This window comes from Cryobacterium zongtaii, assembly GCF_002909375.1.
GTDB lineage: Bacteria > Actinomycetota > Actinomycetes > Actinomycetales > Microbacteriaceae > Cryobacterium > Cryobacterium zongtaii.
Genome location: NZ_PPXD01000001.1, coordinates 1 through 23,812, shown reverse-complemented (window position 1 = coordinate 23,812; position 23,812 = coordinate 1). Strand labels below are relative to the sequence as shown.

The window sequence follows — 23,812 nt, the reverse complement described above, 5'->3', positions numbered from 1 at the left end:
CGGGGCGGGGCAACTCGGTGAAACCAGAGACCTAGGAGTTCTTGCGGGCGGCCTTCTCGTTCTGTGCGGCGAAACGCTCGGCGTGCGCCTTCTTGCGGGCCTTCTCAGCATCGCGGTCCTTCACGCGGATCTGTTCCTCGCGCACCTCGAACTGGGTGGCGCGCTCGGTGACGAGCCAGGCCGGCGGCTGCTGCAGCAGTGCCTGGATCTCGGCGCTGGTCAGCGGCTCGGTGACCTCACCGCGCACCAGGCCTGAGATCGACACGCCGAGCTTGGCGGCGACGACCTGCTTAGGGTGCGGGCCGTTGGCGCGCAGCTGGGTGAGCCACTCCGGCGGGTTCGCCTCGAGGGCGGCCAGCTCGGTGCGGGACACCGGCGTGGACTGGAACTCCTCGGGTGCTGCTTCGAGCAGAATCCCGAGCTTCTGGGCAGCCGTGGCCGGCTTCATGGTCTGGGGCTTCTTCTCGCTCATGGTTCCAGCGTATAGCCTGAGAGCACTATGGTTTCGGTGTCCTGCGCCCGGACACCACCAAAACGGCCCGCCGCCGGCACGTCGCACGCGCCCGCGGAGCCACCACCCACACTGATTTTGCACACGAGAGGATGCCGGTGACCTTTTCCATTGCCTTCGTCGCCGGGGTCACCCCCACCAAATGGACCCGCATCTGGGCCGAGCGGCGCCCGGAGGTCGAGCTCTCGGTCTTCCGCACCAGCATCGCCGATCAGGAGCTCGTCCTGCGCGACGGCCGCGCCGACGTGAGCCTGGTGCGCCTGCCCATCGATGAAGACGGCCTGAGCCTGATCAACCTGTACAACGAGATCCCCGTGCTGGTGATGGCGAAGGATCACTTCCTGGCCGACGCCGACAGCGTGGTCGTGGCCGACCTGGTCGACGAGCACCTGCTGCAGGATCCCGACGACGTCCCCGAGTGGCGCGACGCGGCCGTAGAGGTGCGCGACGGCAGCCGCCGCCCGCTGCCGCCGATGCGCGACATGGACGAGACCATGGAACTGGTCGCCGCCGGCGTGGGCATCGTCATCCTGCCGCACTCGGTGGCCCGCCTGCACAGCCGCAAGGATGTCGTCTCCAAGCCGGTGGAGGACACCGCCGAGAGCCGCATCGCACTGGCCTGGCGCACGGTGGACACCACGGCCGACGTGGAGGAGTTCATCGGCATCGTGCGCGGCCGCACTCCGGACAGCTCACGCACCAACGCGGTCGCGGCCGGCGGCGAGCCGGTGAAGAAGGAAAAGAAGACCGCCAAGGCCAAGGCTGCCGCCAAAGCGGTGCGCGCCGCCGCGGCCGCGGCCAAACCGGCCACCGCGCGCAAGACGCAGAGCGCCGGCCGCACCCGCAACTCCCCCAGCCCGCAGGCCGGCAAGCGCCGCGGCGGTCGCTGACCCGCAGCCGAGCTGCCCCGGTGGGTAACTCGCGGAACTATGCGGGCGACACCGGCTGCCGCACCACGGTCTTGAGCTTCTCCGGCGCGACGCGGCGCGGGTCGCCCAGGTAGACCTCGTGGTGCCGGCCGCGCTCGCGGAGGCCCGCCTGCGGGAGCACCTCGCCGTGCAGCCGGGCCAGCGCCGGCGCCTCGTCGTCGTAGGAGCCCACGTGCAGCAGTTGCGCGCAGAGTCCCTCGTCGAGCCGCTCTATGCGCACGCGGTCGAGGGCGGGCAGCGTCTTCTTCTTGCCGCGGGCCGCCGTGATGGCCTCCTCGATCGCCCCGTCGCTCACCCAGTCCGGTTGGCTGATCAGCATGGTCCAGCTCCACGCGGCCTTGTCGCGGGCACTGAACACGGATGCGTCGTCGGCGTACCAGAGCCCCTCCAGCGGGCCCACCACCAGGTCGCGGCCGCCACCGCGCTTGCTGGTGAACTTCACCGTGTACGACACCGCGTAGAGCGCCTCGACGGCCTCAACGTAGGCCGGCGCCGTGTTCGGATTCCCCGACCCGTCCACGGCGAGGAAGCGTTGCGGCGGCACCACCAGCGTCTCCCAGTCCCGGTTCTTCGGGGCGTACACCGCGCGCAGTTCTCGCTTCACGTCGTACGGCGCGGTCGCGACCTCGGTCACCAAAATCAGGCTTCCATCACTGCGATGACGTTGCCGGCCGGGTCGGCGAACCAGCCGCCGGTTGGCATCCCGCCGCCATGTACGATTCCCCGCTCGTCCTGCTCGAAACCGTCGTAGCGCAGCATTTCCACACCACGTTCCACCAGAGCATCCACCGACAGCTCGATGTCGGCCACTGCGAGGTTGAGGATGGTGAACACCGCGGGTTCGTGGTCCTCTTTGGGGTAGACGATCACCATCGCGCCGCCCGGCAGGGTGATTTCTAGCAGGCCCATCGGGTTGTCCACGACGTCGAGTCCGAGCACATCCCGGTAGAAGCCGCGGGCTGCCTCCAGGTCCGGCACGGCGAACCCGCTGAAGCCACGCAGGTAGGTCAGTTCTGATGCTGTCATGATCGGCTCCCTCTGGTTGATTTTCCGAACCCGGTCAGCGGGAGCTGATCGAGGCGAACTTACGGATGCACAATGGCACGAACACCACGAGCAGCACAACAACCCCGATGAGCACGGTCAGCACCGGATTCTGCAGCGTCCAGACATCCGGCACCGGAGCGCTGCCCTCGTTGCCGAACAGCTCGCGGGCGGCCTGCACGAGCGCTGACACCGGGTTGAGTTCCGCGAAGACCCGCAACGGGTCGGGCAGGGTCTCGATCGGCACGAACGCGTTGGAGATGAAGGTGATCGGGAACAGGATGATGAACGAGGCGTTGTTGATCACCTCGGGTGAGCGCACGCTCATGCCCAGCAGCGCCATCACCCAGCTGAACGCATAGCTGAATAGCAGCAATAGCCCGAGCCCGGCGAAGAACTCCCCCATCGACGAGTTCACCCGCCAGCCGACCAGGAAGCCGGTGGCCATCATGATGATCATCGAGATGGTGTTGAGCACCAGGTCACCGTTGGTGCGGCCGACCAGCACCGCCGACGAGCTCATCGGCAGGCTGCGGAACCTGTCGATGATGCCGTCCTTGAGGTCCTGGGCCATGGCCGACCCGGAGAAGGTGGAGCCGAACACCACCGTCTGGGCGAAAATGCCGGCCATCAGGAACTGCACGTAGTCGGTGCCCTGCACCGCGATGGCGCCGGCGTACACCTGGCTGAACAGCAGCACGAACATGATCGGCTGGATGACGGCGAACACCAGCATGTCCGGGGTGCGCTTGATCTTGATGAGGTTGCGCTTGGTGGTCGTCCAGCCGTCCGAGTACCACAGCGACAGCGGGTTCCAGGTGGGCGGCGCCGGGGCGGGCCGGGTGGCGGTGGCGGTCATTTCACCTTCTCCATCTTGTCGTCTTCGTTTTCGCCCGCCGCCATGTCGGCCTTGTGCCCGGTGAGTTTGAGGAACACGTCATCGAGGGTGGGCCGGCGCATGCCGGCGTCGTGCAGTTCGATGCCGGCGGTACGCAGGTCGGCGAGCACATGTTGCAGCGCCGGCGGGCCGTCGGTCACGGCCACGTCGAGGCCGCGTCCGTCGCTGGAAACCTGCGGTTCACCCGCTCCGTACCGGGCGAGCACCTCGCGGGCGGCGGGGGCGTCGGCCGCGTCGACCAGGGCTATCACCACCCGGTGGCCGCCGATCTGCGCCTTGAGCTCGTCGGAGGTACCCTCGGCGATGACCTTGCCATAGTCGATGACCGCGATACTGTCGGCCAGCTGGTCGGCCTCCTCGAGGTACTGGGTGGTGAGCAGCACCGTGGTGCCGTTGTCGACGAGCTTGTTGATCACGCCCCACAGCGCGATCCGGCTGCGCGGGTCGAGCCCGGTGGTCGGTTCGTCGAGGAAGAGGATCTTGGGGTTGAACACCAGGGCGCCGGCCAGGTCGATGCGTCGCCGCATGCCGCCGGAGAAGCCCTTCACCGGCCGGTTACCGGCCGCGGTGAGCTCGAACAGGTCGATCAGCTCCTGCGCCCGTCGCCGGGAGGCCGCGCCGCCGAGGTGGTAGAGCCGGCCCACCATTTCGAGGTTCTCGAAGCCGGTGAGGTTCTCGTCGACGGCCGCGTACTGGCCGGAGACCCCGATGATGCTGCGCACCGCCTTCGGGTCCTCGAGCACGTTGATGCCGTCCACGACAGCGGTGCCGGTGTCGGGCCGGATGAGGGTGGTCAGGATTTTGACCACCGTGGTCTTGCCGGCGCCGTTGGGCCCGAGGATTGCCTTGACGGTGCCGCGCGGCACGGTCAGGTCGAGTCCGGCGAGCGCGTGCACCGGTCCGGACTTGGATTTGTAGGTCTTGGTAAGCCCGAAGGCTTCGATGATTGTCATGCCATACCCCTGCCGTCGGATGGCTACACTGATATGTGTACGTTGTGCACATGTGAGCTTTTATCGTAACGAAACGGATGCGCGTTGACAACGGGTCTCGGCAATTCTCCGGCGCGAACTTCGTACCGGCATGGCGACCTGCGCCGCGCCCTCATCGAGGCCGGCGTCGACCTGGCCGGCGAGGGCGGGCCGTCCGCTGTGGTGCTGCGTGAGGCCACCCGGCGGGTCGGGGTCACCCCCAGCGCGGCGTACCGGCATTTCGCGGACCGGCAAGCGCTGTTGGATGCCGTGTGCTCGAGCTGCCAGGCGCTGGTGGCGGGGGCCATCGAGGCCGATCAGGCGCGCATCCCCGCGACGGACGCGACAGAGTCGGCCCGGCTGCGCTTTCGCGCCGTGGGCACCGGGTATCTGCGTTTCGCCCTCGAGGAGCCCGGCCGGTTCCAGACCGCGTTCTCGGCGTCGTCGGACCTGGAGAGCGCCACCAGCTCCGCGCGCGCCGGCGAGCGCGGCCTCACCCCGTTCCAGCTGCTCACCGTCGCGCTCGATGATCTGGTGACCGAGGGTCTGCTGCCGGCCGAGCGCCGGCCGGCGGCGGAGTTCCTGGCCTGGTCTGCCGTGCACGGGCTGGCGGAACTGTTCATCGACGGGCCGCTGCGGGCCCTGCCGGACCCTGTGAAGCAGACCCTGATCACCCGGGTGATCGACATGGTGGAGCAGGGGCTGTAGCCGCCTCAGCCGGCCGCTGCCTCTGAGCCCACCTCCACGCTCCCGTCGGGGCGCCAGGTGAGGTAGGTATTCAGCGGGCCCGTCAGCGAGCCGTCGACCGGCGACGAGAAGATCCCCTCCGCCCGCCAGTACAGCCGCAACCCCGTCGCCGGGAACTCCTGCTCCAGGGTGCACGTCGACAGATAGTCCAGGGTCTGGGGAACCACAATCAGGCAGACCATGTTCGAGGTCGTGCGGGCGACGTAGTAGACCAGCTGCGGCACGGATCCCGCCTCGACCGAGCCCATCGAACCCAGTTGCCGCAGGGTCGGCGGGTCAAACACCTCGGGGAGCGGGATCGCGGGCAGGTCCTCCGGCGTCTGCTCCCGCTGGAAGGCCGACAGCGCGAGGGGTGGTGAGGTGCTGGCAGCGGTGGGCGAGGGCGTCGGCGCGGGCGCGCCGCCCGGCATGGTGCCGGCGGAGAACTGTCCGCCGACGATCACGCCCACCAGCACCGCGGCGATGAGGCCGCCGATGAGCAACAACCGCCGTCGCGCCGCGGCGGGACGAGGCGCATCCGCCGCCGGCCAGTCATCCGCTTCGCCGACCGCGTCGGGTTCGGCGGTGTCTCCGGGGCCAGCCCGGTTGTCGGCTCCGGCGAGCGCCGCGCCGACACCTGTCTGCGCAGCGATCACGGCCGCATCGATGGCGCCGGTCTCCCGAATGATCTCGGCCTCGAGCCTGCGCAGGTCCTCGTGCACCCGATGATCGCCCGCGGCGTCGGCGTCCGCCGCGAACACCCGGTGTTGCAGAGCACGCACTCGGGCCAGCGGCGCGAGCAAGCCGCCCGGCGACGTGTCGAGCGGATGCGACGCCCACCACAACGCGTCGAGAACGTCCCAGCTCCCGGCGTGGTGAGAGCGCACCGCCTCGAGGAATTCGGGGTCGTTCAGCGCCAGGTCGTACAGGTCGTCGTGGTGCTGTGCCACTGGGTCCCCCTCATCGCTGGGCACAGCCTGACACACGGGCCGGCGGTGCGCTCACCCCGCTGCGGGGCTACGGGCCGGTGGGCGAGCGGAGCGTCATTTCCGAGGTGACCTCACCCGTGCGGCCCCAGATCACGGTGACATCACCGATCATGTCGCCCATCTCGTCCTCCACGTAGAAGTCCGGCGGCAACTGCGCGAGGTAGTCAGCGCTCTCCCAGGACAGGCGCAACCCGATCGACGGATATTCGGACTCGAGGGCGCAGGTCGACAGGTAGCCGCTGCCCTCCGGAATCGCAACGAGGCAGATCAGGCTGCCGCTCGCCCGCACCGCGTAGAACGGTGACCGCCCCACCAGGTTCGGGTCCTCCGCCCACCCCGCCGAGCCCAGATATCTGAAGGAGTCCGGCTCGAAGCTGGCGGACATCGCCTGCGCGGGGATGTCCTCCGGACGCTGCTCCTGCGCGAACAGCGCCGCCGGGTTGCCGGGTGTCTCGGCGGTGGCGCTCGCGGACGGCGCCGGCGACGAGGCCGCCTCGGTGAGCCGGCTGCCCAACACCGCGCCGATCACGGCTGCCGCGACCAGGGCCGCGGCCACGATCGCGGAAGGCAGCAACCGTCGGCGCGCGGTGCGCCCGGTCGGGACCTCGGCGGGCGTCGCCGGTGCGGGTGAGTCGCCGGTGCCCTCGGTCGGGTCGGCGGATGGGTCAAGGTGCGGCGGGCCGTCGGCTGTCGGGGCGGGCTGCCCCGGGTCGGCCGTGCGGCGCCTGAGGTCAGCGTGGGCGGCGGTGATCGCGTCCGTCGCGGCCGAGCGTTCGGCCACGATCTCGGCCTCGAGCTCCCGCACGACCTGGGCCACAGCGTGGTCGCCGGCAGCGTCGCCATCCGCCGCGAAGACCCGGCGTTGCAGCTCCCGCAGCCGGTGGATGGGCGACGGGCTCCCGCTCGGGGCGGGGTCTTCAGGGTGCCACTCCCACCAGAGCGCATCGAGCAGGCTCCACCGACCGGTATGGGCCGCGGTCGCCGCCGCCAGGAAGCGCTGATCAGCCAGCGCCTGGTCATACGGGTCGTCGTAGACGTTCTCAACCAATGAAACCCCCATCATTGTTGCACCCAGCCTGTCACACCCCGCGGCCGGCTTCAGGGGACCAGCGCCCGGCCCGTGCCCCGCGTCTCGATCGTCGAGTCCCGCATCCAAGTCACCGTGATGTCCATCACCATCGCCGTCCGGCCGTTCTCTTCCACCGGAAGAACGTCGTTGCTCTGCCAGGACAGGCGGAGGCCGCCCCGGGGAAAGTCCGCCTCGAGGGTACAGGTGGTGAGATAGCCGGCGCCCTCGGGCATCGCCACGAGGCAGATCGTGTTCGACGCACCGCGCGCGGCGTAGTAGGGCGAATCCGTCACGCCGTTGGCATCGACGTCCCGCCACCCCGCCGAGCCGAGATATCTGAACGAGGCGGGGTCGTAGGCCCCCGGCAGCGGCACCCGCGGGATGTCTTGGCCGGTCTGGACCCGGGCGAAGACCTGGGCCGCCAGCACCGGCACGGTCGGGGTGCGGGTGCTGGTTGCGGTGGGGGTGGGTTCCGGGGCGCCGGACCGACTGGCGCTGGTCACCTGGCTGCCCACGAGGGCTCCGAGCAGCAACGCTCCGACCAGGCCGGCCAGCAGCAGCAGGCGGCGGCGCGGAGGTACCCACCGGGGCGTGCTGCCGACGATGCTGCTGCTGCTGCCGACGACGACGTGAGGGGCGAACGGCGTCCAGGTGGCCGGCTGCTCGGTGCCGGACGACTCGGTGCCCGGCTGCTCGATGGCCGTCGACTCGGTGTCCGGCGGCTCGCGACCCGCGTGCGCTGCAGCGAGCGCCGCGCCGATGTTCGCCCGTTCTTCCCCGATCTCCTCTTCCAGCTCACGCACGGCATCGGCCACGGCGCCGTCGCCGGCCGCGTCGCCATCCGCCGCGAACAACCGGCGTTGCAGGCTGCTCAACCGGGCGACGGGTGAGGGACTGCCACTCGGGGCCGCCTCGGCGGGATGCGTGCACCACCAGAGCGCGTCGAGCACCGGCCAGTGGCCCCGGTGGGCCGCGGTCACGGCGCGCAGAAAGTCCGGATCGGTCAGGGCGCGCTCGTACGGGTCATCGTCACGCCGCGCCTGTGCCACGAGACTCCCGTCATTGATGCGCACATCCTGCCACCATCCGACCGATCCGGCCCCGGGCATCCGCCGGCCTTGCCCGGTCGGCGCGAGAAGGACACCGTGCGGTTTCCGCTGAAACGCCCGGTGCCCTACGCGCTGGTCGAGCGGCTCACCCGCGCCCTCATCGCCGCGCGGGCGACGTAGAACCGTCGGCGCGGCCCCGCCGCCATTGGCCGGGTCACCGGCCGGTGGCAGGATGCCCGCATGATGGCGACCGGCATCCGTACCAACCCGTGGGGCGGGCAGCGCCAGACACGCTGGCAACAGGCGGTGGACTGGCCGCTCACGATCGCAGCCATCCTCTTTCTGGTCGCCTATTCGATCACGGTGATCGGCGATGTGGATGTCGCCACCGCCGACCTCCTGCGGCTGCTGATCCTGGTCAGCTGGGCGCTGTTCCCGGTGAGCTACCTCGTGGAGATCGCCCTCGCCGACCACCCCTGGCAGTGGGTGCTGCACCATCCGGTGAACCTGCTCTTCGTGTTGCTGCCGCTGCTGCGGCCACTGCGGCTGCTGCGGGTCGTCGCGCACAGCAACGTCTTCCAGCAGTCTGCGGGCACGGCCTTCCGCGCCAGGGTGCTGGTCTACCTCGCCGGCGCCGCGACCCTGGTCACCTACATCGCCGCCCTCGCCGTACTCGAGGCCGAACGAGCGACCCCGGACGCCAACATCACCTCGTTCGGTGACTCCTTCTGGTGGGCCGCCGTGACCATCACCACCGTCGGCTACGGCGATTTCACTCCGGTCACCCTGCGCGGGCGCACCATCGCCACCGCGCTGATGCTCGGCGGCGTGGCCGTGCTGGGTGTCCTCACGGCCACCCTCTCGTCCTGGATCGTGCAGCGGGTGTCCGAGCTCGAGGACCGCCACAAGTAGCCGAAAACCGGCCGCGGACTCGAATAGGGCCAGCGAGGCGGGAATGATACACTCTCCGAATACCCTGAACGAACCGCTGTGCCATTTTCAGTCGCGTGTTGTATCCAGTGAGTTGCCCTGGGTGCGTCGAATCGGCTGTGGCAGCACCGCGGCGGAGCACGGCCGGCGCCCCGCGCCGCCGTCCGGGTGATACGTCAACCACGCTCAACGAATTATGAGGCTGCATCAGATGATTTTCGAAGTCGGCGAGACCGTCGTCTATCCCCACCACGGCGCGGCAACCATCACCGCGGTCGAGACCCGCACGATCAAGGGTGTCGAGAAGCGTTACATCACGCTCACCGTCCACCAGAGTGACCTGGCCATCAACCTGCCCATCGACAACGCCGAGCTCGTAGGCGTGCGCGACGTCATCGACGCCGCCGGTGTCGAGGCCGTCTTCGACGTGCTCCGCAGCGATGTCGAAGAAGAGCCCAGCAACTGGTCGCGTCGCTACAAGGCCAACACCGAGAAGATGGGCAGCGGCAGCGTCTATCGCGTCAGCGAGGTCGTTCGCGACCTGTGGCGCCGCGACCGCATCTCCGGCGTCTCCGCCGGCGAGAAGCGGATGCTCATCAAGGCCCGCCAGGTTCTCGTCTCCGAGCTCGCGCTCGCGCAGAAGTCCACCGAAGAAGAGGCCTTCGTCACCCTTGACGACGTGCTGAACGCCAGCGTCGCCGAAGTCGCCTAGTTCACCACCTCTGTAGTTCATCACCTTGACGCGTCGCCGGATGCGCAGCCTGTCTGCTGCCGCCCGGCGGCGCGTTTGTGTTGTCGGGGTGCTGGTGGGCCTGGCGCTGTCCGGCTGCGCGTCCGGCCCGTCGCCCGCATCCGGCCCGGTGCCGCCGCCGGTGGGCGGTGGCCTCGACTATCAGCTCGGCGGCGCCTACGACCCACCAGCCGGAGTGGACATCGTCGTGCGTGACAGCACCGATGAGCCCGCGGCCGGCCTCTACTCGGTGTGTTACCTGAACGGTTTCCAGACCCAGCCGGCAGACTCCCAGCGGATACTCGAGGATTCGCCCGAGCTGATCCTTACAGCCGGCGGCGGGCCGGTGCGCGACGAGAATTGGCCGGACGAGCTTCTATTCGACACCGGCAACGCCGGGAAGCGCACCGCACTCGCCGCGCTGCTGCTCCCCCTACTGACGAACTGTGCGACGTCCGGCTTCGACGCCGTGGAGATCGACAACCTCGACTCGTACACCCGGTCGGCCGGTCTGCTCACCGCCGAGGACAATGTCGCGTTCGCACGCATCCTGGTCGCCGCCGCGCACGACGAGGGCCTGGCGATCGGCCAGAAGAACGCCGCCGACCTGGCGGAGCCCCTCGCCGAGCTGTTCGACTTCGCCGTCGCCGAGGAATGCGACCGTTGGCAGGAGTGCGGGCTCTACCGGGCGGCCTACGGCGATCGGGTGCTGGCCATCGAATACACCGACGACCTGCGCGTTGACTTCGCCGCGGTCTGCGCGGTCCCTGACCGGCCGCGGTCGATGATCCTGCGCGACCGCGATCTCGTCGTGACCGGTGCACCGGGGTACGTATACCAACGCTGCTGAGGCTGCTCCGCCGACCGGGTTCGGTGGGGCGACCAAACCATCCGGCCGACGGCGGCGAATCAGTGTCGTGAGGCAACGGGCCTTGCGGTTCACACTTCAGGAGCTCCCCCATGCGATTCATTCCCACCAAGGTCCACGCGGTCCTCGACTACGTCGTTGCGATCGCCCTGATCCTCGCCCCCACCATCTTCATGTTCGAAGAGGTCGGCGGCGCCGCGGTCATCGTCCCCCGCGTCCTCGGCGTCGGCCTGATCCTCTACAGCCTGTTCACCCGCTACGAGCTGGGCCTGATCAAGGTCATCGGCATGCCGATCCACCTCGTCTTCGACGTGCTGGCATCGATCGTCCTGATCGCGTCGCCGTTCCTGTTCGGCTTCGCTGACGAGGCGCCGAACGCCTGGCTGCCGCACATCGTCGTCGGCGTCGCCGTGATCCTCGTCGTGCTGTGCTCGAAGAGCCAGCCCGGCGTCAGCGTCTCCGGCACCAGGGCGCACGCCAACAGCGTCGCCTGACCCGCACTGCCCTCGACTGCGGCAGGCGCCCCCGGCACTGGGAGCGCCTGCCGCTTTTTCGCGCCCGGACACGTCGAGTTGCCGCGAGATACCCCATCCGACCGTCCCTAGCGGGATCTTGCGGCATGTGGATGAATAACCCGCGCTCGACTTGCCGGAAAGTGCCCCCTCGGGCGCGCGCATGGGGCGTTTTGCGGCAAGTCGGCGGCGCGCCACTGTCCCTACCGCGGCGGGCTAGTCCGGCGGACTAGCGCGCCGGACGCAGCATCCGCCACAGCAGCGCTCGCTCGGTTACGCCCCAGAGCGCGCTCACCGTGAGGTAGATCGCCGCGGCCAGCGGCACGAAGGCCGCGAAGACCACGCTGATCAGCGGCAGCCAGCTGAGCACACCGGTCATGGTCGCCTGGGCGGCGGGCGAGAGCGCACCCGGGGCGGCCGGCGACGCCGCGCCAGGGGCGGGCGCGGCGGCGGATACGGCTCCCTGGGCCAGCATCAGCCGTCGGCTGAGCAGCTGGGCCACCAGCAGCACGCCGAGCAGCACGCCGCCGACCAGAAGCACCGTGGGGGTGGGTCCGGCACCCCAACCGGTGAGGATGCTGGTGCCCAGCGGACTGCCGAACAGGCCACCGGCGAGAAGGGCGTTGTCGTGCCCGTTGATGGTGCCCAACACAAACAGGCCGTAGACGATCGAGAGGATCGGCGCCTGCACCAGCAGGGGCAGGCACCCGGCCAGCGGCGAGGCGTTCTCGGCGGCGTAGAGGGCGGCCGTCTCGCGTTGCAGCCGCTCCGGGTTGGTGCCGTGCAGCCGCCGCAGCTCGGTCAGCCGCGGGGCGAGGCGTTGGCGCACCTGCTGCGCGCGCGCTTGGGACACCCCCACCGGGATGAGCAGCAGGCGCAGGGCGAGGGTGAGCACGATGACGGCGAGGGCCGCCGCGTTCGCGGTGGCGAACGGTGTGAGGAACAGGGTGAGGTTGTGCAGAACGGCGTAGGCCGCGTCGAGCACGGCCGCGATGGGGCCGAAGGCATAGATGTCCATGGAAAACTCCCGGTCGGAATACGGAAAACGAGGAACCGTATGGTCGCGACAGGGCGGCGGGGCACCCGGCGGGTGCGGCGCGAGAGAGCTCCCTAGGCGACCGGGAGGGCGCGGCCCGGGGCGCGCGGCTGAGGCTTGCCTGGCGCATCCGGAACGCTTTGGCCGACCTGGGAGGCCAGCTCGGGGTAGGGCCGGGCGACGGGGGTGGGGGCGCCGGTGAGCACCATGACCAGCATCGCGAGCACCTGCTGGGCCGCGCCGGTGACGGCCACGGCCGAGGCGGCCAGGGTGAACAGCGCCGCGAGGGCGAGCAGCTCGCCGAAGCCGCGGCCGCCGAGGGAGAGCGCACCGAGGCCGAACCCGGAGCCCAGGCTCAGGCCGAGTAGCACCGACAAGCGGGCGGTCGGCGACGCCGGCGGCATCAACGTGCGTACGCGCATCCGGGGCCCCTTTCTTGCGGTCGACCCGGCCAGCCTAGCCGGATGCAGCGCGCCTGCGCTCAGCGCGGCCGGACTCAGAGCGCCCGCATCGAATTGTTGCGCTTCTCGTGGGTGAGCTCGGCCAGGCCCAGGTGCTCGAGCAGCGGGGGCAGGTACATGCCGAAGCGACCGCGGTAGCCCTTGCGCAGGCCGTACCATCCGCCGACCGGATTGTCCGGGGACCGGCCCCACGCTTCGACGCTGCCCTCCGGGGCGGTCTTCTGTTCGTCGCTGGCGCCGAGCGGCACCCAGTCGCCCTGCTCGACCAGCCAGGCGTGCAGGTCGTCGATGGCCCTGGCCTGATACTTCAGGGTCGTGGCGCCCACCTGGCAGACGAGTTCGTCGCCCTCGCGGTACATCGAGTACGTCGAGGTACCGGGGGCGGTCGTGAGCTGCCAGGGCTCGGCAGGCGTTCCGTCGGTCATCAGGGTCTCCATTCGTCAGCGAATGCGGGGAACCCACCGGCTCCCTTCGGCCCCAGCCTAGGCCGGGCGCCGCCAAACGCCACGGCGCCGTCACGCCACCGAGTACGCTGAGCGCACGTGAATCAGGGAGGACCCGCGCATGGCGAAGAAGGATGCATCCGCCACACCCCGCATGGACAAGAAGCTCTACGAGGGCGAGCTGCGTCGGCTGCAGTCCGACCTCGTGACCATGCAGGAGTGGGTCCGCGAGTCCGGCGCCCGGATCGTGGTGATCTTCGAGGGTCGTGATGCCGCCGGCAAGGGGTCGGCCATCAAGCGGGTCACCGAGTACCTCAATCCGCGCATTGCGCGCATCGTGGCGCTGCCGGTGCCCACCGACCGCCAGCGCGGCCAGTGGTATTTCCAGCGCTACATCGAGCATCTGCCCACCGCGGGCGAGATCGTACTGATGGACCGGTCCTGGTACAACCGTGCGGGCGTCGAGAAGGTGATGGGCTACTGCACGCCAGATGAATACCGCCGGTTCCTGCACCAGGCTCCCCTGTTCGAACGGATGCTCGTCGAAGACGGCATCATCCTGCTCAAGTACTGGTTCTCGGTGTCCGATCGGGAGCAGGAACTGCGCTTCCGGTCACGGCTGAACGATCCGATGCGGCGCTGGAAGCTCTCGGACACCGATGTGCTCTCGATCACCAAGTGGGTGGACTATTCGAAGGCCAAGGACGAGATGTTCGTGCACACCGACATCGCCGAGGCACCCTGGTGGGTGGTCGAAAGCGAAGACAAGCGCGCCGCCCGCCTGAACATGATCAGCCATTTCCTGTCGATGGTGCCCTACGAGCAGATGGAGCCGCCGCCCGTGCACATCCCGCACCGGCCGCCGTCGTCGGACTACGAGCGGCCACCGCGCGAGCTCACGCGCCCGGTGCCCGATCACGCGGCGCGCATCACCGAGCTGGCCGCGGAGGCCAAGGCCAAGAAAAAGAAGAAGAGCTGACCCGGGGTCAGCCGATGGTGCGGGGTCGGGCGGGTTCGCGCAAGCGCGCCTTGGCCCCGTGCTCGATCAGCACCGGGACGTAGTCGCGGATCGGCTTGCCGTCGAGCAGGTGGCGTTCCTCGGTGACGACGCCTTCGATGACCGACCGCGGCCGATCGGGAAACTTCTCGGCGAGCCTGTCGATGACTTGGGAGACGGCCTGGTCTTCGTGCTGCTGACGTTCTTGAGTGTCCACGGGATCAGTTTGCGCCGACGCCCGCACCCGGGTCAACTTCGGAGATACTGAACGCCCCACCCTGCACGGACGTGCGCGCCCGGGTCGCGACGATGGTCAGGCCGCGCGGGCCCCGTCGAGCAGGGCCTCGGCGGCAGCGCGGGCCGATCTGGCGGCATCCGGGGTGCCACAGATGGCCGCGGTGGTCTGAGCGCCCTCGGCCAGCAACACCAGCATGGGTGCCAGCTCGGCCGGGGCGCCGGCCGCCGCGACCAGCTTCCCGACGTAGCCCTGGAAACCGACCTTCTGGGCCCGGGCGGCCTCGGCCACGGCCGGCACCGTCGCACCGAGTTCACCGAAGGCGTTCACGAATCCGCAGCCCCGGTAGTCGTCGCTGACGAAGCACTCGAGCAGATAGTCGTAAATCGACAGCACCCGCTCGCGCGGGGTCGTCGCGGTCGCGGCAGCGCGTTCCAGGCCGGCGGACCACTGCTCGTGCCTGCTGTGCAGCACGGCGAGCACGATCGCCTCCTTCGACGGGAAGAGGGCATAGAGCTTCTTCAGCGACAGCCCGGTCTCGGCGCGCAGTTCGTCCATCGACACGGCCTGGATGCCCCGGCTGTAATACAACCGGTCGGCGGCGGCGGTCGCGACTTCACGCGGGCTACTTACAGTGTTCACACAAACCTCACTTGCATTGAGAACGTTCGTTCTCTAGGCTAGCAAACAGATCGGAGAACGCACGTTCTCTGACAGACGAAGGAGACCATGACATGTCGTTCATCACGGTTGGCACAGAGAACAGCACCAACATCGACCTCTACTACGAAGATCACGGAACCGGCCAGCCGGTGGTGCTGATCCACGGCTTCCCGCTCGACGGGCACTCCTGGGAGAAGCAGTCTGCGGCCCTCCTCGACGCGGGCTACCGCGTGATCACCTACGACCGCCGCGGCTTCGGCCAGTCCAGCCAGCCCACGGTCGGGTTCGACTACGACACCTTCGCCGCCGACCTCAACGTCGTGCTCGAGACCCTCGACCTGCGGGACGTCGTCCTGGTCGGCTTCTCGATGGGCACCGGCGAGGTCGGTCGGTACCTGGGCAGCTACGGGTCCGACCGGGTGGCGAAGGCCGTCTTCCTCGCCTCCCTCGAGCCGTTCCTGCTCAAGACCGACGAGAACCCGGGCGGCGCCGCGCCGCTGGAGTTCTTCGAGGGCATCGTCGATGCCGTCAAGGCCGACCGCTACGCGTACTTCACCGAGTTCTACACGAACTTCTACAACACGGCCGAGAACCTCGGCAGCCGACTGAGCGTCGAGGCCCTGCAGAACAGCTGGAATGTGGCCGCCGGCTCCGGATCGTTCGCGGCGGCCGCGGCCCCGCTGACCTGGATCACCGACTTCCGTGCCGACGTGGCGAAGATCACGGTGCCCTCTCTGATCGTGCACGGCACGAGTGACAACATCCTGCCGATCGACTCCACCGGCCGGCTCTTCGCGAAGGCCCTGCCTGCGGCCGAGTACGTCGAGATCGACGGCGCCCCGCACGGGATGCTGTGGACCCACGCGGCCGAGGTCAACGAGGTTCTGCTGGCCTTCCTGGCCAAGTAGGCGGCACCCCTCGACCACCGCAACTGTTGCCCGTGCGGACGACTGTGCCCGGCGTACCGGGCGCACCTGTCCGCATGGGCAACGGTTGGGCCTAGGGGCATGCCTCAGGGGCGCTGGGCGGGCGGAGCCTCAGCCAGGAGGGTGCGGGCGGCGAGGCCGATGATGGCGCTGTAGGTGGGGTAGGCGAACCGCACGTGGGCGAGGGTCGCCACATCCACGCCGGCGGCGATGGCCGTGGTCACCGACTGCACCACCTCGATGGCGTTCTCGCCCACGGCGTGTGCACCGAGGATCAGCTCCCGGCGCCGGTCGGAGATCAGCATCAGGAACCCGCGTTCCCTGTCGTCGATCACCGCTCGGTCCAGGCTCGCATACGGCACCGTGGCCACCACGCAGAGCGGGTCACGGGCACGTGCCTGCTCCTCGGTGAGCCCCACCCCGGCATAGTCGGGATCGGTGAACCCGCCCGCGGGCAGCAGGTGGTGCGGGGTGCGACGGTTGGTGCCCAGCACCGCGTTCTCGGCCGCGGCCTCACCCTCGAACTGGGCGGCCTGCACGAGCATGTCGCGGCCGTTCGCGTCGCCGACGGCGAAGATGTGCGACACCTCGCTGCGGAAGTACTGGTCGACGGGAATCGCGGACCGCTCCGTGGCCACGCCCGCGTTAGCGAGGCCCAGGTCGTCGACATCCGCCGGCCAGCCGGTCGCCATGATCACGGCATCGAACTGCCCTGACACCGGTTCACCGGCCGCACGCCAGGTCAGGAGGATCGAGCCATCCGGCTGCTTCACCAGCGACTCGACGGTCTCGATGCCGGTCTCCACCCGAGTGCCCTGCTCGCGGAACGCCGTGGTCACCCCGGCGGAGACGGCGGCGTCCGAGGCCATCAGGATCCGCGGTGCCACATCGAGCAGCGTCACCCTCGAGCCGAACGAACTGAAAATGGTCACCAGCTGGGCGCCGGTGTTGCCGCCGCCGATCACCGCGAGGCGTTCGGGCAGGGCGGGCAGGGTGAGTACGTGTTCGGGCACCGTCGCCAGGTCGGCGCCGGGGATCGGCAGCCGGCGTGAGTGACCGCCCACGCAGATCAGGATGTTATCGGCGCTGATGCGGCGGCCGCTGTCGAGCTCCACGGTGTGCGGGTCGACGAACCGGGCCCGTCCCTCGAGGACGAGGTCGATGCCGGCGGCGCTGAACCGCTCGGCCTCGCGTTTGATCGACCGTACTCTGTCGACGGATTCGGTGACTCTGGCGGCCGTGGTGCGCCAGTCGAATCGCTGGATGACGGCCTCGATGCCGTAGGTCTCGGCGGTGCGCACCTCGCGCATCAGCCTGGCCGCCTTCGCGAGCGCCCGGGTGGGCACGCAGCCGGTGTTCACACAGGTGCCCCCGGTGCGATCGGCCTCGACGACCACGACCCCGGCCCCCAGCTCGGCCGCGCGGAGGGCAGCGGCCGTGCCGGCGGGGCCGGCGCCGATCACCAGCACGTCGTAGTGCGAGCGGGGTGCGGTGGCCGCGGCGGAGCCGGCCGGGGAGGAGACAGTGGGATCAGCGGGCATGGGAACCTCCTGGCAACAGAACGGAGCACCGACTCTGCCAGCGGGTCCTGAGAAAAGCCCCTGACCGGCAGCTAGGCGGGGCCTGGCACACCCTTGGTCGGCTTGCCCTGGCTGGACTTGGCCGCCCGGCCGGCCTTGCGCAGGGCGCGCTGGCGGGCATCCTCGACCTTCATCAGGGTGCGGGTTTCATCGAGGTCGCCGATCAGGGGGCGCCACCAGGCGGCCGCGGGGTCGGCATCCACCAGGATCGTTCGGATCAGCAAGGTGAGCGGAATCGCCAGGATCGCGCCGATGGCACCGAGCACGATCGCCCAGAACAGCACCGAGGCGAAGGTGAGGGATTGGCTGAGGGCGACGGCGTTGCCGACCACCCGGGGCTGCACGATCGACTGCACCACCCCGTTGACGATCGCGTAGATCACGATCACGGGCAGCGCGAGCTCCCAGCCGCCGGTGAGGAACGCGAACACCGTGGGCGGGATGATGGCGATGAAGTAGCCCACATTGGGGATGAAGCTGCACAGGAATGACAGCAGCCCCCAGAGGAACGCGCCCGGCACCCCGAGCAGCACGAGCGCCACGGCGTTCAAGACACCTTGGACGATGCCGAGGAGGGTGGTGGCCACCATGTAGCGGCGCACGCTGGAGGCGAAGTTCGTCAGGGCCTCCACCAGTGTGGGTCGGGTCGGCCGCAGTTGGGTGAGCAGGGTGGGCAGGTAGCCGGCGTCCGCCGCCATCAGGATCAGCATGGTCAACACGATCACGAGGGCGACCGTGATGTTGGTGATGCTGCCGAAGAGTCCGGAGACGACCGAAGCCAGATTGCTCGGGTCAAGGCTGTCCTCGACGGCCTGCACCTGCGCCGAGCCGAATCCGAGGCTCGCGAGCCAGTCGGTGATGGTGGTGGCGATGTCGCTGATCTGGCTGGAGAACTGGGGCAGCAGGGTGGCGAATTGGCCCAGGGCCAGGCCCAGCGCCGCCACGAAGGCCGCCAGCACGATGAACACCGTCGCGACAACGGATCCCGTGGCCAGACCCCGCGGCACGCCGCGCCGTTCCAGGCTCCGGCGCACCGGGTGGGCGCAGATGGTGAGCACCAGCGCCAGGAGGATCGGCGCCGCGATCCCGGCTAGGGCGGCCAGGCCGAAGACCGCCACCGTGGCACCGCCCAGACCGACGAGGATCGACGTGCTGCGGTGCGACGAGACCGGCGGACCGACGATCACCGGCTCGTCGCTGGCCACGCCTGGGGGGTGCGCCTCGTCCCTCTGGGGTCGGTTCCTGGATCGGCGTCGCCACATGGGGTCCCTTCCGCATCGGTTCGCGTCAGGCACAGTGTCCTCCCCCGCAGCCCGCCGCGGCGTCACCCGTTTCGGGTGAGCCCGCGGAGTTAGGCGGGCGTCAGAGCCCGGGTAGGTGCCGGATGTTGGACCGCGCCATCTGCACCGCCTCACCCACCCCACCGTTGAGCACGGTCTTCGACAGCGCCAGCGCGAAGCCCTTCACCTGCTTGGCGGTCACGTTCGGCGGCAGGGACAGCGCCAGCGGGTCGGTGACGATGTCGACCAGGGCGGGCCCCTCGTGGGCGAAGGCGGCCGTGAGCGCGGACCGCAGCGCCGCGGGGTCCTCCACCCGCACGGCATGGAAGCCGAGCGCGGTGGCCACGGCAGCGTAGTCGACGGCGGGCACGTCGACACCGAAGTCGGGGTACCCGTCGACGAACATCTCCAGTTTCACCAGGCCCAGAGTGGAGTTGTTGAACACCACGACCTTCACCGGCAGCTGCTGCGCGGCGATGGTGATGAGCTCGCCGAGCAACATCGCCAGTCCACCGTCGCCGCTGATGGTGACCACTTGGCGGTCGGGGTAGGCGCTCTGGGCGCCGATCGCCTGCGGCACCGCGTTGGCCATCGACCCGTGCAGGTACGAGCCGATCAGCCGGCGACGCCCGTTGGGGGTGAGGTACCGGGCCTGCCAGACGTTGCCCATGCCGGTGTCGGCGGTGACGATGGCGTCGTCGGCGACGAGCTCATCGAGCATGGCCGCCGCGAACTCCGGGTGGATCGGGCGGCCGTGGTCGACATCCGTGTAGGTGCCGACGACCGAGCTGAGCAGTTTCCCGTGCTTCTTGAGGGTGCGTTCGAGGAAAGCCCGGTCGGTCTTCTTCGTCACCAGCTCGGTGAGGGCCGCGAGCGTGGCCGCCACGTCGCCGTGTACCGGATGGGTGACGCTGACCCGACGGCCCAGGTGGGACGGGTCGGTGTCGACCTGGGCGATGACCACCGTGTCGCCGTCGGGCAGGAACTGCTCATAGGGGAAGTCGGTGCCCAGAAGCAGCACCAGGTCGGCGTCGTGGATGCCGGCGTGCGCGGCCCCGTAGCCGAGCAGCCCGGTCATGCCCACGTCGAACGGGTTGTCGTACTGGATCCATTCCTTGCCCCGCAGGCTGTGCCCGACGGGCGCGGCGACGAGGTCGGCGAAGGCGATCACCGCGTCGTGGGCACCCGCGACACCGGCCCCGGCGAAGATCGCGACGGTCTTGGCCCGGTTGATCGCGTCGGCCAGGGCACGCACGTCATCCGCTGCGGGCACCACGGTCGGTCGCCCCGGCAACACGAAGCGGGGCACGGCGCCCTCGGCATCGAGTTCGGCGACGTCACCGGGCAGGGTGACCACCGATACCCCACCCAGGGCGACCGCGTGCCGCATGGCCGCGTTGACCACCTTGGGCGACTGCTCGGCGGAGGAGACCAGTTCCCGGTAGTGCGAGCACTCGGTGAAGAGCCGGTCCGGGTGGGTTTCCTGGAAGAAGCCGCTTCCGATCTGACCGGTCGGGATGTGGCTGGCGATGGCCAGCACCGGCGCTCCGCTGCGGTGTGCGTCGTAGAGTCCGTTGATCAGGTGCAGGTTTCCCGGACCGCAGCTGCCGGCGCACACGGCGAGGCGCCCGGTGAGCTGGGCCTCGGCGCCGGCCGCGAAGGCCGCGGCCTCCTCATTGCGCACGTGCACCCAGTCGATGCCGCCCTTGGCGGCTCCGCCGGTTCGACGCACGGCGTCGACGACGGGGTTGAGGCTGTCCCCGACGATGCCGTAGATACGGCGCACCCCGGCGTCCACGAGTTGGGCGATGATCTGGTCTGCGACGGTCTGAGCCATCGGTCCAGTAAACCCCGCGCGCCCGGCGCGGCGATATCCCTCGAGGGCACAGTCAGCGAACTCTCAGCGGCGCTGGACTTGGCTCACGGGGTAACGCCAGGGGCGTCAGCGTACCGAGGTCGGTCTAATCGCCCGCGGATACCGCGACCGGCATGACGTCCCAGACCACGGGTGCGGGGTAGAACGGATTTACGGCGGGATCAGGCGCCGAGAATGCCATGCCACCCAGGTTGTGCCAGCCCAACCCGACCACTGTGGAACCTTTGGGTGCCGTGTACAGCACACAGGCGAGGTACTCGTCGGGTCCCCGGTCCTCGTCGAGGTCGAACCGCTCGAGCTCGAACGGGCAGATCGTGTTCGCCGTCAGGGAGCCCATGTATTCGCGCTCCACGATGCCGCCTTCGGTGCCGTCGTCGAGCACCGGACGCAGGAGCGGGGTCGTGTAGGCGGTCACGCTGCCGGTGACCCAGCGGTACTGAATCACGGCGAAGAACGGGGTTTCCCCCGCGAACCCCGCACCGTTGTCGAAAACGTCCCAATAGGAGGGTTCTCCCTCGACGACACCCAACACGGTTGTCTCGATCGCGTCCCCCGGCACGCCCTTGTAGTTGGACTGCGGAAGCAGGGCGATCTCGCCGACCCCGAGGTGCTGTCCGGGCGTGGCCGTTGGCGCCCTGTCGACCGGCATGGCGACGGTGTCGAACGGCATCGCGGGTAACTGGTCGTCGTCGGCATTCCCCGAGCAGCCGGCCAGCAGAACGCCGACGGCGAGTGCGCCGACGAGCGGCAGCGCGGCCCCTCGACCCACCAGTTCACGAAGTCTCATGTGTATCCCCCTGTGGCAAACATCGCAGCGCCTCGGGACAAAAGCAATTCCGGGCAGGGGCATCGTCGTGGGAGGCTTACCGCGTGAACGGAAAACTGGCTGGCGGATTTGACGGCGGTGCCCATCTGGTCGACGGCACGATTCGTCGAATTCCCGGCCCGTGGACACCGGCCGTGAACGCCCTTCTGCAGCATCTGGCATCCACCGGTTTCGTCGGAGCGCCGCGCCCGCTCGGCTCTGACGCGCAGGGCCGCGACGTGCTCAGCTATCTCGACGGTTCGACCGTCGGCAACCTCCGCCCGTGGCCGCGCTGGACCCACAGCGACGGAGCGCTCCTGGATGTGGGCGACTGGCTCAGGCGGTATCACTCCGCCGTCGCCGACTTCGTCCCGCCCGCAGGGTCGCGGTGGCGCGAGGGCCGGACGTGGAAACCCGGCTTGATCATCGGCCACAACGATGCGGCGCCCTACAACGCGGTCTGGAATGCACACGGGCTCGTGGGTTTCGTGGACTGGGACATGGCCGGCCCGACCACGAGCGCCGAAGACCTCGCCTGGGTCGTCTTCTCCTGGGTGCCGCTCCACGCGCGTCAGCTCGTTGTTGACGAAGGATTCACCGCATTCGGGGAGCGCCGGGCTCGTTTGGAGTCGATTCTCCGGGTCTACGGGTGGGGCGGAACGACAGACGATGTGCTCGAGCTCATCCGTCAACGCGTGCAGACGCAACGGGACATCATCCGCTCAGTGGCCAGCAGCGGCGACGAGACCTATCGAAGGATGCTGGCTCACGGGGTCGATCTCACCCTTCAGTCCGCGTTGGGTGAGCTCGATACGGTCTGATGGCGTCGCTCGTGGGGATCGACACTGCGGGCCCCTGCAGGACTCGGCGTCAGCCGCGGGTGCGGGGTGCCGTGGTGCTGTCGCGCACGATCAGCTCCGGGGCGATCGCGGGAATCGTCTCCGCGGCCTCGCCACCCATCAGCTGCAGCAGACGGTCGACCGCGAGGCGGCCGACCTCGTCGAAGTCGAGCCGGATCGTGGTGAGTCCGGGCTGGAAATACCTGGCCTCGCTCATGTCGTCGAAGCCCACGACGCTCACGTCGCCAGGCACCGACAGGCCACGTTCGGTCAGGGCCTTCATGATGCCCAGGGCCATGGAGTCATTCGCGGCGAGCACCGCCGTGATGGCCGGGTTCTCGGCGATCAACAGTCCGGCACGGTAGCCGGATTCAACGGTCCAGTCTGCCGTGGAGAACTCGGGGTTCACCGGGCGGTGGGCGACGGCCAGCTCGGCCAGCCAGCCGGCGCGACGAGCGTCCGACGCCATCCAGCCCCGCGGTCCGGCCACATGCCACACGGTGTCATGCCCGAGGTCGAGCAGATGCCGGGTGGCCAGTCGCGCCCCGAGCCCGTCGTCCATGGTCACGGCGTGAGAGCTGGCCGGCGCGCCCTGTTCGAAGCGGACGATGGGCACGTCCAGGTCCAACCCGTTGAGTACCGGGGCCGCGGCGGACATCGGTGCCAGCACGACAATCCCGTCCACGGAGTCACCGAGCAGGGTGTCCACGGCCGCCCGGATGTCATTCGAATCGACATCGGAGATGCTCACGAGGCTGGTGGCGTAGCCGTTGCGGCGCGCCTCCTCTGCGACGCCGAAGAGCACCATTGTCGAGCCGTGCACCGGCAGGGAATAGCTGAGCACCCCGAGGTTCATCGAACGATTGGTCGCCAACGCGCGCGCAGCCGAATTCCGGTTGTACCGCAGCTGGGTGATCGCCCGTTCGACCCGTTCCCGCACCTCGGGCCCCACATTGCTGTGGCCGTTCACGACCCGCGACACGGTTTGTTGGGACACTCCGGCGAGCCTGGCCACGTCGATCATGCGCACACTGCGGTTCGCCGGGCGCTGGCTCTCGCCCACCGGGCCCACGGGAGAAGTCGACATCGGTCAAGAATACCCTCATGGGGTGCGGGAGCGCACTATCACGAGGCATCTCTGGTGCTTCGCCCAGTGACGGATGTCGGTCGAAATTCACCTTTTCATCAGGTAGCGTGCCCCATCGACTGCGCGCTGGAAACCAGAAACCGTCGTGATAGTGCGCTAACATTCAGCGCTGATAGTGCGCTAACATACAACCGCGTGATAGTTGTCTCAAAGCGCAACACAACGAAGGTGGAATGCTAAATGAGTTCCTATGAACCCGAGATCGAGGTCGCGATCGCGCGTGTGCGGGCGGATATCGCTCGGCTGCACGGTGAGCTGACGGCCAATGGCTTGGTGGTGTGGACCGGCGGTAACGTGT

At 69.1% G+C, this 23,812-nt stretch carries 27 protein-coding genes and 1 pseudogene; 10 read left to right on the top strand and 18 right to left on the bottom strand.

The features are described 5' to 3' along the window. Positions 1–31: 31 nt before the first annotated feature. A complete protein-coding gene (locus C3B61_RS00140; protein ID WP_088457244.1) occupies positions 32–472 on the bottom strand; it encodes a DUF5997 family protein in 441 nt (146 codons plus the stop codon). A 131-nt stretch (positions 473–603) separates the two neighbouring features. Here C3B61_RS00140 and C3B61_RS00135 point away from each other — a divergent pair, with 131 nt between their 5' ends. After that, complete coding sequence (locus C3B61_RS00135; protein WP_103459124.1) at positions 604–1,401, top strand: LysR family substrate-binding domain-containing protein; 798 nt, start codon at positions 604–606, stop codon at positions 1,399–1,401. A 37-nt stretch (positions 1,402–1,438) separates the two neighbouring features. Here C3B61_RS00135 and C3B61_RS00130 read toward each other — a convergent pair whose 3' ends face one another. The 4 genes from C3B61_RS00130 to C3B61_RS00115 are packed head-to-tail and all read right to left on the bottom strand — an operon-like array spanning position 1,439 to position 4,335. Continuing rightward, entirely contained in the window at positions 1,439–2,074 is a 636-nt protein-coding gene (locus C3B61_RS00130; RefSeq protein ID WP_103459266.1) for a GyrI-like domain-containing protein, read from the bottom strand. Positions 2,075–2,079: 5 nt separating this feature from the next. After that, positions 2,080–2,466: a VOC family protein gene (locus C3B61_RS00125; RefSeq protein WP_103459123.1), complete on the bottom strand. Its 387-nt coding sequence runs from the start codon at positions 2,464–2,466 to the stop codon at positions 2,080–2,082. A 34-nt stretch (positions 2,467–2,500) separates the two neighbouring features. Continuing rightward, a complete protein-coding gene (locus C3B61_RS00120; protein ID WP_088457247.1) occupies positions 2,501–3,343 on the bottom strand; it encodes an ABC transporter permease in 843 nt (280 codons plus the stop codon). Continuing rightward, positions 3,340–4,335: an ATP-binding cassette domain-containing protein gene (locus C3B61_RS00115; protein WP_103459122.1), complete on the bottom strand. Its 996-nt coding sequence runs from the start codon at positions 4,333–4,335 to the stop codon at positions 3,340–3,342. The genes C3B61_RS00120 and C3B61_RS00115 overlap by 4 nt, the downstream gene beginning before the upstream one ends. Before the next feature lie 84 nt (positions 4,336–4,419). Between C3B61_RS00115 and C3B61_RS00110 the strand changes: the two genes are divergently transcribed. After that, a complete protein-coding gene (locus C3B61_RS00110; RefSeq protein WP_088457249.1) occupies positions 4,420–5,061 on the top strand; it encodes a TetR/AcrR family transcriptional regulator in 642 nt (213 codons plus the stop codon). 5 nt (positions 5,062–5,066) lie between these two features. Here C3B61_RS00110 and C3B61_RS00105 read toward each other — a convergent pair whose 3' ends face one another. The 3 genes from C3B61_RS00105 to C3B61_RS00095 all read right to left on the bottom strand — a co-directional run bounded on the left by C3B61_RS00105 (position 5,067) and on the right by C3B61_RS00095 (position 8,246). Then, positions 5,067–6,029 (bottom strand): hypothetical protein, encoded by a 963-nt coding sequence (locus C3B61_RS00105; RefSeq protein WP_103459121.1) that lies wholly within the window; start codon positions 6,027–6,029, stop codon positions 5,067–5,069. Positions 6,030–6,096: 67 nt separating this feature from the next. Beyond that, positions 6,097–7,116 carry a hypothetical protein gene (locus C3B61_RS00100; protein WP_133160199.1) on the bottom strand — a complete coding sequence of 340 codons (1,020 nt, stop codon included), beginning with the start codon at positions 7,114–7,116 and terminating at the stop codon, positions 6,097–6,099. A 50-nt stretch (positions 7,117–7,166) separates the two neighbouring features. Next, positions 7,167–8,246: a hypothetical protein gene (locus tag C3B61_RS00095; RefSeq protein ID WP_133160198.1), complete on the bottom strand. Its 1,080-nt coding sequence runs from the start codon at positions 8,244–8,246 to the stop codon at positions 7,167–7,169. Positions 8,247–8,426: 180 nt separating this feature from the next. Here C3B61_RS00095 and C3B61_RS00090 point away from each other — a divergent pair, with 180 nt between their 5' ends. From C3B61_RS00090 to C3B61_RS00075, 4 genes are all read left to right on the top strand, one after another. Then, positions 8,427–9,098: a potassium channel family protein gene (locus tag C3B61_RS00090; protein ID WP_088457253.1), complete on the top strand. Its 672-nt coding sequence runs from the start codon at positions 8,427–8,429 to the stop codon at positions 9,096–9,098. 229 nt (positions 9,099–9,327) lie between these two features. Beyond that, complete coding sequence (locus tag C3B61_RS00085; RefSeq protein WP_066597804.1) at positions 9,328–9,828, top strand: CarD family transcriptional regulator; 501 nt, start codon at positions 9,328–9,330, stop codon at positions 9,826–9,828. A 40-nt stretch (positions 9,829–9,868) separates the two neighbouring features. Next, complete coding sequence (locus tag C3B61_RS00080; RefSeq protein WP_103459118.1) at positions 9,869–10,696, top strand: endo alpha-1,4 polygalactosaminidase; 828 nt, start codon at positions 9,869–9,871, stop codon at positions 10,694–10,696. Between the two features lie 110 nt (positions 10,697–10,806). After that, entirely contained in the window at positions 10,807–11,208 is a 402-nt protein-coding gene (locus C3B61_RS00075; RefSeq protein WP_088457255.1) for an SPW repeat domain-containing protein, read from the top strand. A gap of 247 nt (positions 11,209–11,455) precedes the next feature. On the opposite strand, the gene C3B61_RS00070 is transcribed toward C3B61_RS00075, so the two are convergent. The 3 genes from C3B61_RS00070 to C3B61_RS00060 all read right to left on the bottom strand — a co-directional run bounded on the left by C3B61_RS00070 (position 11,456) and on the right by C3B61_RS00060 (position 13,148). After that, on the bottom strand, positions 11,456–12,244 hold the full coding sequence (locus C3B61_RS00070) for a YidC/Oxa1 family membrane protein insertase (RefSeq protein ID WP_103459117.1): 789 nt from the start codon (positions 12,242–12,244) through the stop codon (positions 11,456–11,458). A 92-nt stretch (positions 12,245–12,336) separates the two neighbouring features. Then, entirely contained in the window at positions 12,337–12,684 is a 348-nt protein-coding gene (locus C3B61_RS00065) for a DUF6412 domain-containing protein (protein ID WP_103459116.1), read from the bottom strand. A 74-nt stretch (positions 12,685–12,758) separates the two neighbouring features. Further along, entirely contained in the window at positions 12,759–13,148 is a 390-nt protein-coding gene (locus C3B61_RS00060) for a DUF6855 family protein (RefSeq protein WP_088457258.1), read from the bottom strand. A gap of 139 nt (positions 13,149–13,287) precedes the next feature. Here C3B61_RS00060 and ppk2 point away from each other — a divergent pair, with 139 nt between their 5' ends. Then, positions 13,288–14,145 carry a polyphosphate kinase 2 gene (gene ppk2 / locus C3B61_RS00055; protein ID WP_240632267.1) on the top strand — a complete coding sequence of 286 codons (858 nt, stop codon included), beginning with the start codon at positions 13,288–13,290 and terminating at the stop codon, positions 14,143–14,145. A gap of 7 nt (positions 14,146–14,152) precedes the next feature. Here ppk2 and C3B61_RS00050 read toward each other — a convergent pair whose 3' ends face one another. Together C3B61_RS00050 and C3B61_RS00045 are read right to left on the bottom strand one after the other, a co-directional pair. Next, positions 14,153–14,380 (bottom strand): three-helix bundle dimerization domain-containing protein, encoded by a 228-nt coding sequence (locus tag C3B61_RS00050; protein WP_088457260.1) that lies wholly within the window; start codon positions 14,378–14,380, stop codon positions 14,153–14,155. 96 nt (positions 14,381–14,476) lie between these two features. Continuing rightward, a complete protein-coding gene (locus C3B61_RS00045) occupies positions 14,477–15,040 on the bottom strand; it encodes a TetR/AcrR family transcriptional regulator (RefSeq protein WP_103459115.1) in 564 nt (187 codons plus the stop codon). 92 nt (positions 15,041–15,132) lie between these two features. On the opposite strand from C3B61_RS00045, the gene C3B61_RS00040 reads away from it, so the two are divergent. Further along, a complete protein-coding gene (locus C3B61_RS00040; protein ID WP_103459114.1) occupies positions 15,133–15,969 on the top strand; it encodes an alpha/beta fold hydrolase in 837 nt (278 codons plus the stop codon). 104 nt (positions 15,970–16,073) lie between these two features. On the opposite strand, the gene C3B61_RS00035 is transcribed toward C3B61_RS00040, so the two are convergent. The 4 genes from C3B61_RS00035 to C3B61_RS00020 all read right to left on the bottom strand — a co-directional run bounded on the left by C3B61_RS00035 (position 16,074) and on the right by C3B61_RS00020 (position 21,510). Then, positions 16,074–17,528: a dihydrolipoyl dehydrogenase family protein gene (locus C3B61_RS00035; protein ID WP_103459113.1), complete on the bottom strand. Its 1,455-nt coding sequence runs from the start codon at positions 17,526–17,528 to the stop codon at positions 16,074–16,076. A gap of 71 nt (positions 17,529–17,599) precedes the next feature. Next, positions 17,600–18,772, bottom strand: coding sequence for an AI-2E family transporter (locus tag C3B61_RS00030; RefSeq protein WP_241990245.1), 1,173 nt, complete (start codon positions 18,770–18,772; stop codon positions 17,600–17,602). A 157-nt stretch (positions 18,773–18,929) separates the two neighbouring features. Next, complete coding sequence (locus C3B61_RS00025; RefSeq protein ID WP_103459111.1) at positions 18,930–20,684, bottom strand: pyruvate dehydrogenase; 1,755 nt, start codon at positions 20,682–20,684, stop codon at positions 18,930–18,932. A 124-nt stretch (positions 20,685–20,808) separates the two neighbouring features. Beyond that, positions 20,809–21,510 (bottom strand): hypothetical protein, encoded by a 702-nt coding sequence (locus C3B61_RS00020; RefSeq protein WP_103478878.1) that lies wholly within the window; start codon positions 21,508–21,510, stop codon positions 20,809–20,811. Between the two features lie 83 nt (positions 21,511–21,593). Here C3B61_RS00020 and C3B61_RS00015 point away from each other — a divergent pair, with 83 nt between their 5' ends. Next, positions 21,594–22,349: a phosphotransferase gene (locus tag C3B61_RS00015; RefSeq protein WP_103459109.1), complete on the top strand. Its 756-nt coding sequence runs from the start codon at positions 21,594–21,596 to the stop codon at positions 22,347–22,349. A 49-nt stretch (positions 22,350–22,398) separates the two neighbouring features. On the opposite strand, the gene C3B61_RS00010 is transcribed toward C3B61_RS00015, so the two are convergent. Then, positions 22,399–23,454, bottom strand: coding sequence for a LacI family DNA-binding transcriptional regulator (locus tag C3B61_RS00010; RefSeq protein WP_341866756.1), 1,056 nt, complete (start codon positions 23,452–23,454; stop codon positions 22,399–22,401). Positions 23,455–23,694: 240 nt separating this feature from the next. On the opposite strand from C3B61_RS00010, the pseudogene C3B61_RS20260 reads away from it, so the two are divergent. After that, positions 23,695–23,812, top strand: a pseudogene (locus tag C3B61_RS20260) (L-ribulose-5-phosphate 4-epimerase); the annotation flags it as partial.

Excerpts from the sequence above, each read along its gene's own strand:
- C3B61_RS00140 (WP_088457244.1), bottom strand. The coding sequence starts at position 472 with ATGAGCGAGAAGAAGCCCCAGACCATGAAGCCGGCCACGGCTGCCCAG.
- C3B61_RS00135 (WP_103459124.1), top strand. The coding sequence starts at position 604 with ATGCCGGTGACCTTTTCCATTGCCTTCGTCGCCGGGGTCACCCCCACC.
- C3B61_RS00125 (WP_103459123.1), bottom strand. The coding sequence starts at position 2,466 with ATGACAGCATCAGAACTGACCTACCTGCGTGGCTTCAGCGGGTTCGCC.
- C3B61_RS00120 (WP_088457247.1), bottom strand. The coding sequence starts at position 3,343 with ATGACCGCCACCGCCACCCGGCCCGCCCCGGCGCCGCCCACCTGGAAC.
- C3B61_RS00115 (WP_103459122.1), bottom strand. The coding sequence starts at position 4,335 with ATGACAATCATCGAAGCCTTCGGGCTTACCAAGACCTACAAATCCAAG.
- C3B61_RS00095 (WP_133160198.1), bottom strand. The coding sequence starts at position 8,246 with ATGCCCGGGGCCGGATCGGTCGGATGGTGGCAGGATGTGCGCATCAAT.
- C3B61_RS00090 (WP_088457253.1), top strand. The coding sequence starts at position 8,427 with ATGATGGCGACCGGCATCCGTACCAACCCGTGGGGCGGGCAGCGCCAG.
- C3B61_RS00085 (WP_066597804.1), top strand. The coding sequence starts at position 9,328 with ATGATTTTCGAAGTCGGCGAGACCGTCGTCTATCCCCACCACGGCGCG.
- C3B61_RS00080 (WP_103459118.1), top strand. The coding sequence starts at position 9,869 with ATGCGCAGCCTGTCTGCTGCCGCCCGGCGGCGCGTTTGTGTTGTCGGG.
- C3B61_RS00075 (WP_088457255.1), top strand. The coding sequence starts at position 10,807 with ATGCGATTCATTCCCACCAAGGTCCACGCGGTCCTCGACTACGTCGTT.
- C3B61_RS00070 (WP_103459117.1), bottom strand. The coding sequence starts at position 12,244 with ATGGACATCTATGCCTTCGGCCCCATCGCGGCCGTGCTCGACGCGGCC.
- C3B61_RS00065 (WP_103459116.1), bottom strand. The coding sequence starts at position 12,684 with ATGCGCGTACGCACGTTGATGCCGCCGGCGTCGCCGACCGCCCGCTTG.
- C3B61_RS00060 (WP_088457258.1), bottom strand. The coding sequence starts at position 13,148 with ATGACCGACGGAACGCCTGCCGAGCCCTGGCAGCTCACGACCGCCCCC.
- ppk2 (WP_240632267.1), top strand. The coding sequence starts at position 13,288 with ATGGCGAAGAAGGATGCATCCGCCACACCCCGCATGGACAAGAAGCTC.
- C3B61_RS00040 (WP_103459114.1), top strand. The coding sequence starts at position 15,133 with ATGTCGTTCATCACGGTTGGCACAGAGAACAGCACCAACATCGACCTC.
- C3B61_RS00035 (WP_103459113.1), bottom strand. The coding sequence starts at position 17,528 with ATGCCCGCTGATCCCACTGTCTCCTCCCCGGCCGGCTCCGCCGCGGCC.
- C3B61_RS00025 (WP_103459111.1), bottom strand. The coding sequence starts at position 20,684 with ATGGCTCAGACCGTCGCAGACCAGATCATCGCCCAACTCGTGGACGCC.
- C3B61_RS00020 (WP_103478878.1), bottom strand. The coding sequence starts at position 21,510 with ATGAGACTTCGTGAACTGGTGGGTCGAGGGGCCGCGCTGCCGCTCGTC.
- C3B61_RS00010 (WP_341866756.1), bottom strand. The coding sequence starts at position 23,454 with ATGTCGACTTCTCCCGTGGGCCCGGTGGGCGAGAGCCAGCGCCCGGCG.